We start from the raw sequence: 14,215 nt of genomic DNA on the forward strand, positions 1-14,215 counted from the left end.
GCCGACATTCAATGTCGGCCTTTTTACGTTCAAGACTCAGGGTTTAATCCAGCTTCAGAGTCCTCTTAATTTCACGTATCACGTCGAAGATGCTCTCCACACTATCGAGTATCTCCCGAGGAACACGCATTTCAAGTTCCCGCAGATTGATGGCATAGCCTTCAGCGACTATTGCACGACAAGCCTCTTCCAGCTGGATACGAATAACGGCTTGTTTCATTTGGCGCTCTCGTTTCTGGCAATCCCTCCAACGCGCGCTTATAGTACGCGATTCTTTATTGGCTCGCAGATACAACATCCGCTCATCAACACCAAGTTGGCGAGCTGACTCTGCCAAACTGATAACTTTCTGCTGGCAAACAATACGTTGCATCTCAGTCCGAATAACATCCCAATCCAACATGCGCGGTGGCTCACGCTTTTCCGCCCCCTCCGTAAACAAATCAAGCATGAGCTGTTTTGCTAACGTTGGCGGCTCCCAATCTTCAAGATTACCGGCTAATAGCTTTGATAATTCAAGGTTACTGTGCGCCGCAATACGTAGCCCAGCGTCGAGTGTTGGGACTTTATTTTCTTTTAACCAGTAGTGCAGAGCTCCTTTGCTCAACCCAATACGGCGAGCAAAATGCGCGCTTTTGCCAGCATCTAATCGATTGATAATCACCCGAATCGCATCCAATAGCGGCTCCAAGGTCACAGGTATAGCTCTTTCGTCATGCGTAGTCATAAGCAATCCAATCTGCCGTGCAATCCAGAGCTTTTCTAACGAGATTGCATCCGAGTCGGCACCTGTTGGCACTGTTCTCGCCGCGAGAGAAGCGCCACAATGGGAACACCAACCAGGCATAACATAATTTGCTTTGTGACGAGCATGTTTTCGGCCACATTCTGAGCAGGTATCGATAAGTGGTGTGTGATGCTTATGGCACACTCCTACTACGCCCACATCCCAGCCCAGACGAAAATACCGTGGTCTACCTGAAGCATGGTCGTCAGCAAAACAATCTGGACACCAACGACCAGACTGAGCTGCCAACCCTTTCTGTGCAACGACTGGACGCCATTTTACCAAGGTCAATTGGTCTAAATATCCTACCCCAGTTAACGCAGACAACGTACACGCCCAAGTTTCTGCGGACTCACCCATACCGCTCAAATTGCGCTCATGCCACTTGAAGTTACTCCTCAGCAGATGCTCTTGCGTGTCGACGACAAATTGCGCAAGCGATAACAGTGAAACACTATGAGAGACCGCCAAACGACAAAAGTAACTGAGCAGGCTCTCAACATCTGGCGTACCTAGACCTAATGGCTGCAGTGCATGTAGAGTTGAACGAGGGTTAGCCATGGCAAGATTCATACAGTTTTCCAAGCTTTATGCATACCGCTGCTTTTGACCGGTTTCGGCATTGTCCGAGTAAGGCCAGGATTAATTGCTGATTCTCCATCCACAATCTCACTAAGGATTTGCATGCACTGTGCTTCTGTAAGCAATGCACGGCGCAAAGCATCTTCGCTCCAGTGACCATCCTTTTGAGCTAATTTGGCCGCTCGTATCAAAACCGTACGAAGCGTACCAATGCAGCCAAGCGTATTTTCATGGAGCGCATCGCAATATTTCATCAAGTCCTGCCCCCAGAGCTCAGGCAAGGCGCTTTGAAATTTAAGTACACACGCACGAAATGCACGCAAATCTTCTTCATTGTCTTGACGATATCGCTCGAAATGCAAAACATGAGCTCGACGCGTTAGTTGCCCAGAAAAATTCACCAGTGGATACAAATCGTAGGAGCCCAGCAGAATTAACTGGGTTTTACACTTATTCGCTAGGGATTTAAGCGTGCTGATTTTTTTATTTAGCTTAGTGTGGCTAGTGGATTGCATAAAAATGTGCACGGCCTCATCAATAACAAGAAACTGTGTTTTTCGTTCTTGTAAGGCTTTTTCGACTGCTTTGCGCAAAGCCGGAATCGTATTGCGATTTGCTCCTCGTGCACGATAGTAGCGACCAGATTTCTCATCTACATCAAACTCAGCCCGCGGCATATCAAGATTACCATCGAGTTGTTCTAGGATGCTTTCATAGAACATGCGCCATGAGAATTCCTCTTCCCCCGATGCTATTGCTTCAATATATACGGCAGGGATAATCCCTGGATTAGCATTCATCTCACTAGCAGCGGCATTTAATGCAGACTCGCACATATATCGAGCAAGCGCCGTCTTTCCAACACCTGTTGGACCACAGACAAGCAGGAGGCCCTCCTGGCTTTCTGGGTAAATCAGGGTCTCTAGCTCTGACATAACTTGGGCAATGCGCACGTGCTTAATTCTCATCGCCAACAAATTAGTTGGGCTTGCTGGGACAGAAGAAATTGGGTTAGATGAGGTCATTTGGTACCTTAAAAAGTGTCAAAATCAGGTAGATTGTTAAGTGCTTTTGACTCAGTCAGTGCACTGGAACTGGATGTCTTTTCTGACCTCATTTCTGCCGAACTACTGGCAGTCAAACTCATTTCCCTCGTGATGCGATGTTGCTGTACGGCAACTGGATTAATATTTCCCAGTTGAAGGGCGCCGTATAACGCCCGGTTTTCACGCTGTTGCTCGAGTGCTTTCGCTAATGCTCCTTTAGGTGTAAAGACTTGCATGAACTCGCGAAGGCGCTGCTCCACATTAGGGTCATCCAGCTTCTTGTGATTGCGTTTGCCATATTCGGCGGTTAATAACTTGCGCTCGACATCTGTCAGTTGACCAAGTCCAATCAAGCTTCTGCATACAGCCTGTACCCATTTGTTTTTCAGGCGAACGTATACCGATGAAGCATCCCATGGGTCATAGCGCACGGGAAACTTTTGACCAGCAAGCTGCAAGTTATGAAAGTCTGGGTGCCAGTAATACAGATTGTTTACCTTGATACCGGTTTGCTGATGCAAACGTCGCTCGCCCGTCCGGTCTACTGGTGGGCACGTCGCAATCAAGAAGTCTTGATTAAAAAGCACTTGTCGTTGTGGGCGATGACCGTTTTCAGCTAAGCCACGCTGAAAAGCTTGGCGCGGACTGCAGCCATGCGCAGGATGAACTTCTTGGTCATAGAATTGGAAAGCCCAATACTCTAGGCCAAAGTACAACGCTTCCAATGTCCATTCGGCAAAATTCGTGGGAAGATGCTTGCCAGTTGTCATCCTGACGTTCTTAGTTGCTTTGGTATTGCCAGCCAGATTATGGATGTATTCAGTATTAGCACGACCAAACATACGCTCCAAAACAGCACCCGCGCGTGGCTGCCCAGCAGGGCGCAAGCGAAGATTTACCCCCATAACTTGCAAAAATGACTTGAACGAATCTGCGGTGAAATCACGTCCGTTATCAGTCACGATGCACTCAGGAAGACGACCATGGCGACGAACCATGTCACGGATGAGCATCATGACCGAATGGTAGGATGGAGGGTCATAGCTAAGATACATACCAACGACTCGACGTGACCATTCATCAACAGCTAAAGTTAGCCAGGGGCGGCCCAATAATTGATTGTCTGAGCCAGAAACCCCCTCAAGGTCTACTTGAGTATGGTCAATATGAACATATTGAAATGGACGACTACCATGAATCGGAGTGTCGACTTGCAATACTTCGACAAATTTGCCCTGCTGGTAAGCCATGCGTTTACCATGTCGGGTACGAATATCTTCATCTGTGTGATTGGCCTTGATGTATGCAATCATGGTCGGATACGACGGCGCAACAATACCCTCTTTCGCACAGGCAGTTTGAAGATAACGAAAACAGGTTGTGAATGTGATGGCCTTATTATTTCGCCAGTGGGTTTCAACCACCTGCGCCATAATTCCAAGCTGTTCCTCTGTTAAGCGTGAAGTTCGGTTGCCACGAGCATGAGTATTAGGCACTAATGCTAAAACTTCATTCCCACCATTCAGCACGGCAAGATGCTGACGCTGATGCCAACGCTGCAATGTGCGTTCACTGATATGTTTTGGTTTACCACTTGTCTCAAGTATGGCTTGTCGCCGCAAGGCATCTTGCAATTGGGCTTCGGTATACTGGGACAAGTTCTGACTTGCATCGGTTTGGGGTGCTAGAACTTCAATACGTCCGTGCTCGTGAGCTTCGATAAGCCAATCTCGCTCCAAGGTGATTGTTCTTCCATTCCAGTCGCTGCACACAAAGTTTTTTTCGGAGACTAGGTCGATAGTTAACAGCTGACCTTCGTAGTGAAATTGCAATCCAACCTGAATATGCAGGCAGAAATTGTCCATACCCGGCATATGCACAGTACGAACTGGCTTAGTCAGAAAATCCCGTAGAGTTTTGTCTCGAAATAAACGAAAGCGTCGAATGTCAGTTAAAGATTCGTTATCAAGGTCGACCACGACTAAATTATCAGCGATAGCTTTATTGAGAAAATCAGCCTTGAAGCCGAATGGGGCATTACACAGCACGTGGAATGTACAGTCACCATGCTCCAATAATGCCGCATGTAGCCGCTTGAGTTCACGCTCGTCACATTGTTCTGCGGCAGAATCAAAATAATCAGCAAGATGCTGCAAATTCTCTACACGACGACGTGAAAGGCTTTCCTCAGAATAAATCCGATACGCAATACCCAGTTCAGCCAGTTGTTCTTCAATCTGTGGTGAGTACCAATGGCCATCACTTCCTTTTACATAGCGATAAGGTTGCTTGGCAGATAAGTGGGCCAACTTCGACTCTGTTTTCCATTCTTCGAGCGTAATGCCGTCTTCACGTATTACAAGAAAGTCTGGAAAGTGACGAACATTATGAATTTCGCCAGTTGCAGTTTCTGTTAAGGACAGCTTTAACTCCATCGGCTGCGCGTAATATTCCACGACGGATGGGTCGTACTCGTAGCTAACCGCGGCGGCAAATTCTATGTGGCGACTTTCCGTTCGAATTTCACAATCCATTTTTCGGCTATTCAACAATGTAATGACGTTACTACCTCTTGAGTTTACTTGGCGAACCGGGGCAGAGATTCTCGCCTGCAGTATCAGCTTGCGCCCCGCCTGCGGGATTGATAAGTTGTCCAGCAAATTAGTAATCTGTTCTTTGTTCAGCATTTGAGGCTCGATACACAGATGGCATTAATAGCGTCTAGCTGTACAAGATTGGCATGACAGCCAATCCGGTCGTATACGACTTTTAATAGCGGTAAACTGTGACTGTTCACTTCAAACAGCAAACAATCGAAGGAAAAATAATGATTGAAAAACTGGAGGCCGGTACGTCTGATACTGTGCAGACGATGATTCCGTGGGAGGACAAAGCAAAAGACTTGCTGACTACAGAAATGAAGCGATGTAAGGTCGGCTACAAACAGCTGTCTCGAATGCTGGAAGCTTACGGAATTGAAGAATCGGCAGGTCAGATAAACAGGAAAGTGAATCGAAAACGGTTCTCGGCCGCATTCCTGATTGCATGTTTGAGCGCTATGGGCGTGGAAACTATTGCACTCACCAAGCGATAACCATCTACGCTTTCGTTGCGCGATGAGACCAAAATTAGAATCCACCATCACACCTATGCCCTCCATACCCTCTCATAAAAAGGGGACTATTCGCTTAGCTTGGCGACAAGCGAGTATGGAACGCTAGGTGGTGGTATTCAGTGCCTCATAGAGACTGATGAGGTATATAACAACTTAGTAGGTAATGCGAAGTCATGCAAATTCCTTCAACATCCGGCAGTTAGCGCTGCCAAGCGAGCTACAGGGCGAATGGATGCGCTTTAAACTCCTATCTTTAGTGTTCACTCGAACGACACGCTATGCCAGTCGACGAATAACTGAGTTTCTACTATGCTTGTAACGACCAGCATAGAAGCAAGTTTTTGAGATTCAGAGGTTGATGAGTATCTTGTTGTTGACCCAAAAGCCTAGAAACATGGCTACAAAAAAAACCGTTGTACAGTAAAACACCATCCAGGCTCGACGCCCAATTTCTTGTTCCGCCTTCTCGGCACGTTTCTGCGACTCCCTAACTCGTTTTTGAACATAAGCATGTTCCATTTCAAGCGACCTAAGTTCGTGGAATAATTTAGGTAGGTAATCAGATAAGGGCTGTTGTTTTATATTCTGCTGCCATGATTCGACCTCCTTGAGCTGGTTGGCCTTCATTGGTTTTGAGTAGCCCGATTCTTTGTTGCTTGGTTCGGCATATTCGAATGCAATACCAAATCTTTCATAAAATCGGTTTCGCCGTTCTGTACAGAATTCGTGAGATTTACCAGCTTGGTTACTCAATAGCGTAATTGGCTTCACATCTGCCAAAGGCCATTGCTTTGCCCACATCACTACTTCATTCATGAGGTACGTCCCAATGCGATTACCACGAATTTCACTAGGGTCTAAAAATACACTCGAGGCCTGAAGAGTTCCAGTAATACAAACATTTCCACCCTCTCCTTGGTAGCTACGCTGATAATGAGCATCAAAGGCGTGCATTTTCCAGGGTTCATATGAGGTCAGTAATCCATATCGAATATCCAACTTAGCTTCGCAAATTGCGCCGTTATCGTAGTGGTATTTTTCCTCCATTTCGACCAAGAGAATAATATTTTTTTCCTTGTCTTTCGGAGCACAGTGTTCAGTTGGCTTTACGGTTAACACTCGGGTGACAATTTTGTTTGGTTTAATTGCGTACATGCGACAAACTCTGCCTAATCAGATTACAGTGATGATGGTTGGAATTAACTACATTGGAGAGAATGCATGCCGCTTGACTGGGGACTCATCAATAGCACCAATCTTACGTCTATCAATTTGGACATGCTACTCCAAGATGTTGAGCAATTTGATTGCGTTACTTTCTCTGGAAAAATTACACAATTAGAACAAGATGAAACCCACTGGACCGCCGAGCAGCGCGAATGCCTACGTTTCGTAAATTCTGTCCTGCAGATGATGCTTCGAGCAGAGCAAGCTGCAGAACCCTTTGGGCCTATGTTTGTTATGGGCGAGCAGCGAGCCGCTATTCCCGCTGATTTTCCCAAAGATGCGTTACGAAGCTTGGAATCATGGGTAATGTCTCTGATTGACCCTGAACTTCGTGCCCGATTTCTAGATGTACTGTGGGTTCAAGCTCGCTCGTTCCCAGCTGCTCGTGCCTCGGTGGAAGCATATCTTTCATCAGCATTGAGGTTGGAGCACCCCGATGATTGGCCTTTGTGCCAGGAGCGTCTAGAACGCGCGTTACGTCTTTCGGCTGGTCTAGGTAAAGGCGGAGCAGAGCTGCGGTTGCAGGTATTGAATGCAATAGATGCCATGTTGCAACGTCATCGCGGCACCGACCCTCTCTATCTGAGTCTGCGGTTAATCCAATTGCTGCTGGAGTTCAAACATGGCGATGCAAAACAATTCGCCGATTATGCGCTTGTAGCCGCAGCGGATGCAGAGGAAAAACAAGATTTTTGGAGGGCGAAAGACTACTTCCAACTCGCCGCCGAATGTTATCGAAAAGTTGGTCAGACAGTTGGAGAAAACGATGCGCTACGCTACTCAGCTGAAAGCTTAGTTAAAGAAGCAGAACTGGCCTACAAACAGCCTGGGCGTGGGGCTATGGCGGGAGCCGCAATTTTGTCTGATGCTATTGAGGCAATGCGCCAAGTCCCTGGTGGGCGGGAGCGAGCAGCTGAACTACATGAAAGGTTGCTTATTTTACAGCAAGAATCGGTGACTGACTTGAAACCCATCTCGACCAGTTATGATTCAACTGAATTGGTTCAGCATGCTTGTGCCGCGGTTCGAGATAAACCTATTTATGAAGCCATCCTTGCGCTGTGCACAATGGCAAAGCCACCATCAGTGGATAAATTAAAGCAAGAGGTATATAAGCAAGCTCGTAACTCGCCTCTTGGCAGTCTATTCTCCAGCGAAGTCATGAATTCTCGGGGCCGAGTCATTGCACGAGCCCCAGGTCTGGACGATAACGCGGATGACCCGACACACGAAGGGCTTCGTTGGCGTATGTATCGACAAGCCCATCTTGGTAGAAGCCTTACCGTACAGGCCATGCTTAATCCCGCCAGAGCTGAAATTCTTGCTGCTCATGCTCCAGACCGACATGACCTCGCGAGTTTGATTCAGTACAGCCCGTGGATTCCGCCAGGCCATGCAGAAAGTGTGCTTCGTGCGTTAGTGGCTGGCTTTCACGGGGATATGCTCGTTGCTGGACATATGGTACCTCCGCAACTCGAGGCGATGGTGCGCCATGTCGTCGAGTCAAAAGGAGGAACCACATCCATGCTGGAGCCTGGAGGCGTACAGCCCGAGCGGTCGTTGGGCGTATTGCTCGAAACTCCAGAAGCGCTCCAAGCCTTTGGGGCAGATGGTGTTTTTGAACTGCAGGACCTACTCATCGACCCCTTGGGTAGCAACCTGCGAAATGAAATGGCACATGGCCTACTCGACGACTCTGGTTTGTTTGGAGAAGATGTCTTCTTCGCGTGGTGGCTATTACTGCGATACTGCGTGATGACATCGAAGCTTGTGGAGCGTGATTTAGGACAATAGGCTTAAATTATGGATGGACATCCCGCCTTGATATGTCAGCCCAGCTAATTTAATACTGGAGCCTACAACTTGTTAGGTCTAGTGGCACTCTGAATTTTGCCATCTGATTAGTAATGTTATGCTGGACCTCGTAAGTAACTTGGACTCTCAGACACTATCCTAAGGGCTAGTCATCCACCCACCTCTTGGTCTACAAATTTTCCAGTCAATACCATAGCGGGAATTAGCTCCAAGTCTGCATATGCACAACCAGTAGCCTCAATTATTAGCTGCCCAGTTTTGGCTCCCGATTCAGGAGTATGTCCTTGGCCAGCAAGTAACCGCTCCAACATAATTCGATAGCCTGGTTCCCATGCTGATGTTTCATCAAACACCTTTCGTAGGGCTGCTAGAATTCGCATGCCTGCATAGTCTAGGTCCCCCCAAAACCAGCAAGGTAATTTGAACTCCTCCCGCCAAAGCCAAGCTTGAAATTTATTCCTTTGTTTTTCATCCAAAGAGCCATGACCAGCGAAATACACCGATGCCCCAGAGGCTGACCGTAATCTTCGCGCGCTCCCCCTGAACCCACTCGCAAAAATTAATGCAAGGTTTGAATAATGTTCAGCCCCTGACCGAGTTGCTTGCTCATAAGTAGCGGAGTTCTCTACAAAGAGCACCCCCGTAAAATCTTCTGATGGCAGAAAAACCAGAAGCTGAATGGGCATCTCGGGAAACGGGCAGTCATCGACCTGAAGTATTGCCGCAACCAATTGCTGTCTACCATCTAGGACCTTGGAGAGCCCCCAAAACAACCGGGCCGACACCTCGCGAAGTAATAACGGCTCCTCAGCAATGGAGGGCAGCAATGCTAGTTGCTGAACAATCTCATGAGCCGTACGGCCCGGAACATCGAGGCGCATTCGCGAAACGACTTCCTTCACAGAGTCATCGAGCCCCAGCAATGAATACACGGCATCTCGCCACAATTCTCCGGAAGAGCGATTTCTTATCAGTCGTCCAGTCGTTTGACGAAGCGCAGCCTCATCCTTAATGACTAGCCGTGGATTGCACTCATACGGCGCACGCCCTGGCTGTTGACGTTCAGCTTTCAGCTCAAACCAGCCCCAGGCTACCATGTGTTCGAGCTGAATCCACTGTCGCTCGCGCTCCTCCTCAAGACTTGCTTTGTAAAGTGCGGGGAACGATTTCACATCCAGCTTAACCGCTCGGACAAGTTGCCTCCCCTGAGCGTCGGCGGCATCTAGTTTATCTACTAAGAAATTCAGTAGATGCGTAACACCAGGCTCACTAAGCCATAATGGAACGGTCATTAAGCCCCCGCAGTCTCAGTAGCCTCGAATAGAATTTGCGCCTGCTGACGCACCTCATTCCGACGCTTTTCCCAAAGTTCGCGGAGCCTGTCGGGATTGAGTTCCCGCTCATCAGCCTCGGATACGAAATCAACTTCGCCATTGCCTTCTGCCGCTGTTCGAGTAAAGCACCATTCCTTGGTAAACTCCGCCTTCAACGCACCGGCATGCTTGGTAGGCATGGCGCAAATCAATTGCATCCCAAGGCTATCCCGGATGAATTTCATTACGTCTTGTGCCCGACGCTCGTCCATTTTGGCAAATGACTCATCGTTGACCAGTAATTTGAGATTCATCCCTTTCTCAAAGTGCTTCAACCGGTTTGTGACAACTGCCGCACGCACGATATATGCTGGTGTTTCCAATTGTCCACCAGAGCCAGTTCCCCATTCTGACAAGGCAACCTTAGAGCCTGAGTCCGACTCCTTCCAGATTTCATATCGACGGTAATTCCGATAGTCAGCGATACGTTGAAGTTCCTTCTGAGCACGCTCCTGGTCGTCGGCGAGGAGTAGTTTCAGGAGGCGGTCACGAACCGAACAATTTTCCGGACTGAGGGCCGTCTCATCAAACAAACCACCTGACTCTTGGGTTTCTGCTAGTTCATAGGCTGCACTGAAGAACTTATAGTATTCCTCGAATTCAGGGACCCAATGGGACCAGTCGATACGGAATCGGTCAGTTCCGAACTTGAGCTTGTCGAGTTCAGTATTCAGTGCTTTGAGCGTTCGAATCCCAGTGTCTACTGCATTTCGAATCTCGTAACAGAACTGCTTGGTAAAGACGTCTTGAAATGAGTTCTCTGCCTGGCGCAGCTGCTCAAGGTTCTTGTAAAGACCAGTATCTTTTTGCAAGCGCAGTTGCTCGCGCACACTCACATGTAACTGGACCAGCAGACCATAGATGGGTGCAAAACTTCCTTCTCGCTGCTCACCGTAAGGAAAATCCAGCTTTTCATCTTGAAGGGCATACTGGTTGTATATACCTACATTTTCACGGACATCACTGGTGTACTCGCGTGCTGAATATTGCAGGGTCTGCACGGTTTCCAAAAGGTTCTGCGGCCCCTCGCCAGACAGCAATAAATTATCAATTTGGCTTTCCATTTCGATGTAAGAAAGAGCACCACTGACTTCAGTCAACGCCTTTAGCTTCTCAAGTTCTTCAATGACTTTGGCTTTTCGGTTCGGAATCGCTACTTCCCTCTGAGTAACTGAGCTCTGAAACATTCCAATTTGACTATTGAACTCGCCAATTTGCCGGTTCGCGGCTCCAATAACTTCATCACAACGACCCATCTGGGTGCTTAGTAATTCCTTTTCACCCAACAAAGATTCCACTTCAGTAAGGTCAAGGCGATTTGCAGCCTCCCAAACCAACTCAAGTTCAGATACAGTTTGCATCGCCAGTAAGGCAGCGTCGAATGTGGGAAGCTTTACTTGCTTCACTAAGTCAAGCAACGCATTCAGCCCTTGCCTTTGCTCTTTCATCTGCCCCAACTCTTTCGTTGCTGCAACATGCTCCTCTTCGGCCTTTTGCCGAGCAATAGCTTGCTGGGCTTTCCCGAAGACCAAATTTTCAGCGTCGGCAGTGAAGAAAGTGCGGCCGCCGGCAGCGCGACCATCCTTCATCACGCCGCGTGAGGTGAATCGCAGGGTTTCAAAATCGTGAACCTTGACCACCGGACCGTACATGTCGATTAGATAAGCTTGCGCAATGGGATGTTCGGTTGCCAGTTCGTGAATGATAGAATCGCTTGGCACCAGTTCAGGCTTTGCCTTACGTTTACACAAGGCCCCCTGAATGACACGTACCCGTGGAAATCGCCCTTTCACAAAGCGGGTTGCACGCTCCTCGTCCTCTTCCGGCACAATCAAGTTGAAACGGGCGCCGTCCAAGTAACCTTCGATAGCAGGCATCCACTCCTGGTCGACTGGCTCAATTAAATCGCAGAGCACCTGAACTGGAATGTTCGGCAAGTCGCTGCGAAAGGCTTTGAGCGCATATTGCACTTCGCGGGGGTAATCCGCACCGCCTTCAGCCAAGTTCTTCTTACGCTCGGCAGCCGCATTTTCTCTTGCGACTGCAGCATCCACCAAGGACTGCAGAGCCCCCAGTTGGCTATTCACAGCAGAAACAAAGCTTTGAGTAGCCCCAGCCATCACCTCATACAGCGGTTCAAAAGAACCGTCGATACATTCCAAGTCTCGAAGCAACTTGAATACTACTAACGTTTCCGTCAAAACCTCCTGAGACCGCAATGCTTCAAGCTGCCCGTGCCATATGTCAAGTGGCAGACGGCTCAATTTGGATAGCTCATGTCCAATCATTGTCATTGCTGACTGGATTGCGCGGAACTCAGGAGGAATCGGTAACGCAATCAGCTGAAGAGCCGTTTTCTGAAGGCTAGCTACTTGCAACAGAGCAGTCTGCAGCTCAGAAATAGACGTCTTGAGGCTTAGGTAGGCTCGCTTCTCGCGTTCATCAAGCTGTGCTTTTTCATTGGCCGCTGGAATTCCCGTCAACCTTGCCTCAATATTTACTAGGCCCTCGTGGTAGCTGCTCTTTTCAGTGTTAGCCTGCAAAGCGGAGTCATTGGCTACCTTTATTTTTTCACCTAACTCTGCAACACGTAACTTGGCCTGAGTCAGAAGGCGCTCATCTTCCGCGAGAAGGCGCTTTGCTGATAGCGCCTGGTAAAGTGTCGCATCTTCATATGCTTTCTTGGCTTGTGAAATAGCATCGCCGAGGAGTTGCAGACGCTCAATGTTAACCTCAAGGCGTTCACCATCTTTTCGCAGATTGTGGACTTGGCGAATTAAATCACTGATTTGCCCAATTCGTTGCGCATGCTGAAAAGGGTCATGCTCAAGAATCTGGGATTTAACTAGTTCATCGACGCTGCCAATAGGCTTATGTGCAATTGCCTGAGTCCAAGCCTTGGCGGCAGCTTCTGCCTCTTGGAAGGAGACTACTTTTTGTCCTCGGAAGCGACCATATAACTGGCAAAGATACTCACGTTTATTGTCCCTAAGATTCAATACGTGTGGATAGAATGATTTTAGATGCGATTCAACGCGCTCGACCTCTACCACGCTCATATTATCTTCATTGTCCACATCAACTAGGTCTTCAAACTTGAGTTCGGCGTCATCGATAATGAGTAGTGCCAGTCGTTCTTGGACGGCTTGCCGGCGGTCTCCTGAGCCATCGACTTTCGCTGCCGCACCAACAAGTGCTGTGAAACTTTTGCCAGTTTCTCCCTCACTCGGTCGAAAGACCAGCCCCACATAACCATGAGCGCCATCTGGTCGAGCAAACAGGTTATCCTCGGCCCCAACGATGTAAGACCATAGAGTGCGCTTCGTCTTGCCGTTACGCGCGCTCTGGTGCGTTTCATCCTGCCCTGGGTTGTAGCTGAAAATATGCTGGTATACAGCAGTCATCCCTGTTTGAAGGGCATCAAGCATCGTGGATTTGCCTGAACCAGTCGGCCCCGTCAGCAAAGTCATGTTACCCATTGGATATTCACCGGGTCGCAATGAACCCCAGTTAATAAGAATTAGGGATTCGAGTTTCATTGGGCAGACTCCTCCTATGGTTCTGCTGCTCCGACTTCTAGCGCAGCTGCAAGCGCATCTTCACTGATAATGCCGAGAATGGTTTGGCGAATAGCGATAAGACCATCTTCATCAGCCATTGAAAATGTAGGACTCAGTCGTATTAACCGATGGCGGCGCAATTCCCGAAGGAGCTTGTCCCTGTCTACAACAGCTTCGGGTAACGGCCGTTTTAGCTGGGTTTGAAGGGTTGCCGCGAGGTCTTCAAAACGGGTCAGCACCTCACCCTCATCAGTAAGGTTTAGACCACCTTCCATGAGCCCTTTCTGGTAGAGAAATCGAAGAGCGAGTGCCGCAGCCACGAAGTCAGGAGTAAGTTTGGCCTTCAGCGATGGGACAGGCTCAATACCATCCGGAGTGATGCCCGGTGCCTGCGCTCCTGGGGCATAGAGTCTGAAGAATTCAGCCTTGGAGTCATGGTGTAGAAAGAACCCCGCTAGGTCAAAATAGTCAACTAGTAGCGCCTCAATACGGCGAGCATCGTCGTAAATGCGTGCCTCGACTCCATCTTCGGCCCTAACAACAATGCCATAGGCAAAAAGCCGGGTAACAATCTCCTGAAATCGGTCGAGCTTCAACCCAGACAAATTAAGTTGCTCAAGGGCGTTTTTTTTCAGGTTCATTATTAAATGCGAAATGTCATTCAATTTAGCCATGCTGACTCACCTCTCGTAGCCACCCCGCTTATTTGA

General features: G+C 48.5%; 9 protein-coding genes. 2 read left to right on the plus strand and 7 right to left on the minus strand.

The annotated features are described in order from the left end of the window. Positions 1 to 43: 43 nt before the first annotated feature. Genes GM173_RS05790 through GM173_RS05800 form a run of 3 tightly spaced genes read right to left on the minus strand, consistent with a single transcriptional unit; the run spans position 44 to position 5,102 of the window. The gene (locus GM173_RS05790; protein WP_203570422.1) at positions 44 to 1,360 is read right to left on the minus strand and encodes a TniQ family protein; all 1,317 of its coding nucleotides are present in this window, start codon (positions 1,358 to 1,360) and stop codon (positions 44 to 46) included. Beyond that, positions 1,357 to 2,394, minus strand: a complete 1,038-nt coding sequence (locus tag GM173_RS05795) for an AAA family ATPase (RefSeq protein ID WP_203570423.1) — start codon at positions 2,392 to 2,394, stop codon at positions 1,357 to 1,359. Before GM173_RS05795 ends, GM173_RS05790 begins: the two co-directional genes overlap by 4 nt. 8 nt (positions 2,395 to 2,402) lie before the next feature. Beyond that, positions 2,403 to 5,102 carry a TnsB C-terminal domain-containing protein gene (locus GM173_RS05800; protein ID WP_203570424.1) on the minus strand — a complete coding sequence of 900 codons (2,700 nt, stop codon included), beginning with the start codon at positions 5,100 to 5,102 and terminating at the stop codon, positions 2,403 to 2,405. Positions 5,103 to 5,242: 140 nt separating this feature from the next. Here GM173_RS05800 and GM173_RS05805 point away from each other — a divergent pair, with 140 nt between their 5' ends. Next, positions 5,243 to 5,509: a DUF6471 domain-containing protein gene (locus tag GM173_RS05805; protein WP_203570425.1), complete on the plus strand. Its 267-nt coding sequence runs from the start codon at positions 5,243 to 5,245 to the stop codon at positions 5,507 to 5,509. Between the two features lie 369 nt (positions 5,510 to 5,878). Here the strand turns inward: GM173_RS05805 and GM173_RS05810 are convergent, their stop codons facing one another. Next, the gene (locus GM173_RS05810) at positions 5,879 to 6,685 is read right to left on the minus strand and encodes a GNAT family N-acetyltransferase (RefSeq protein ID WP_203570426.1); all 807 of its coding nucleotides are present in this window, start codon (positions 6,683 to 6,685) and stop codon (positions 5,879 to 5,881) included. 66 nt (positions 6,686 to 6,751) lie between these two features. Between GM173_RS05810 and GM173_RS05815 the strand changes: the two genes are divergently transcribed. Then, on the plus strand, positions 6,752 to 8,551 hold the full coding sequence (locus GM173_RS05815) for a DUF7380 domain-containing protein (RefSeq protein ID WP_203570427.1): 1,800 nt from the start codon (positions 6,752 to 6,754) through the stop codon (positions 8,549 to 8,551). Between the two features lie 170 nt (positions 8,552 to 8,721). Here the strand turns inward: GM173_RS05815 and GM173_RS05820 are convergent, their stop codons facing one another. From GM173_RS05820 to GM173_RS05830, 3 genes are read right to left on the minus strand one after another with little or no spacing between them, the layout of a single operon-like run. Then, complete coding sequence (locus GM173_RS05820) at positions 8,722 to 9,864, minus strand: Wadjet anti-phage system protein JetD domain-containing protein (RefSeq protein ID WP_203570428.1); 1,143 nt, start codon at positions 9,862 to 9,864, stop codon at positions 8,722 to 8,724. Next, entirely contained in the window at positions 9,864 to 13,484 is a 3,621-nt protein-coding gene (locus GM173_RS05825; protein ID WP_203570429.1) for an SbcC/MukB-like Walker B domain-containing protein, read from the minus strand. Before GM173_RS05825 ends, GM173_RS05820 begins: the two co-directional genes overlap by 1 nt. A 14-nt stretch (positions 13,485 to 13,498) precedes the next feature. After that, entirely contained in the window at positions 13,499 to 14,179 is a 681-nt protein-coding gene (locus GM173_RS05830; RefSeq protein WP_203570430.1) for a DUF4194 domain-containing protein, read from the minus strand. Positions 14,180 to 14,215: the final 36 nt, after the last annotated feature.

Source organism: Deefgea chitinilytica, assembly GCF_016881405.1.
GTDB classification, from domain to species: Bacteria; Pseudomonadota; Gammaproteobacteria; order Burkholderiales; family Chitinibacteraceae; genus Deefgea; species Deefgea chitinilytica.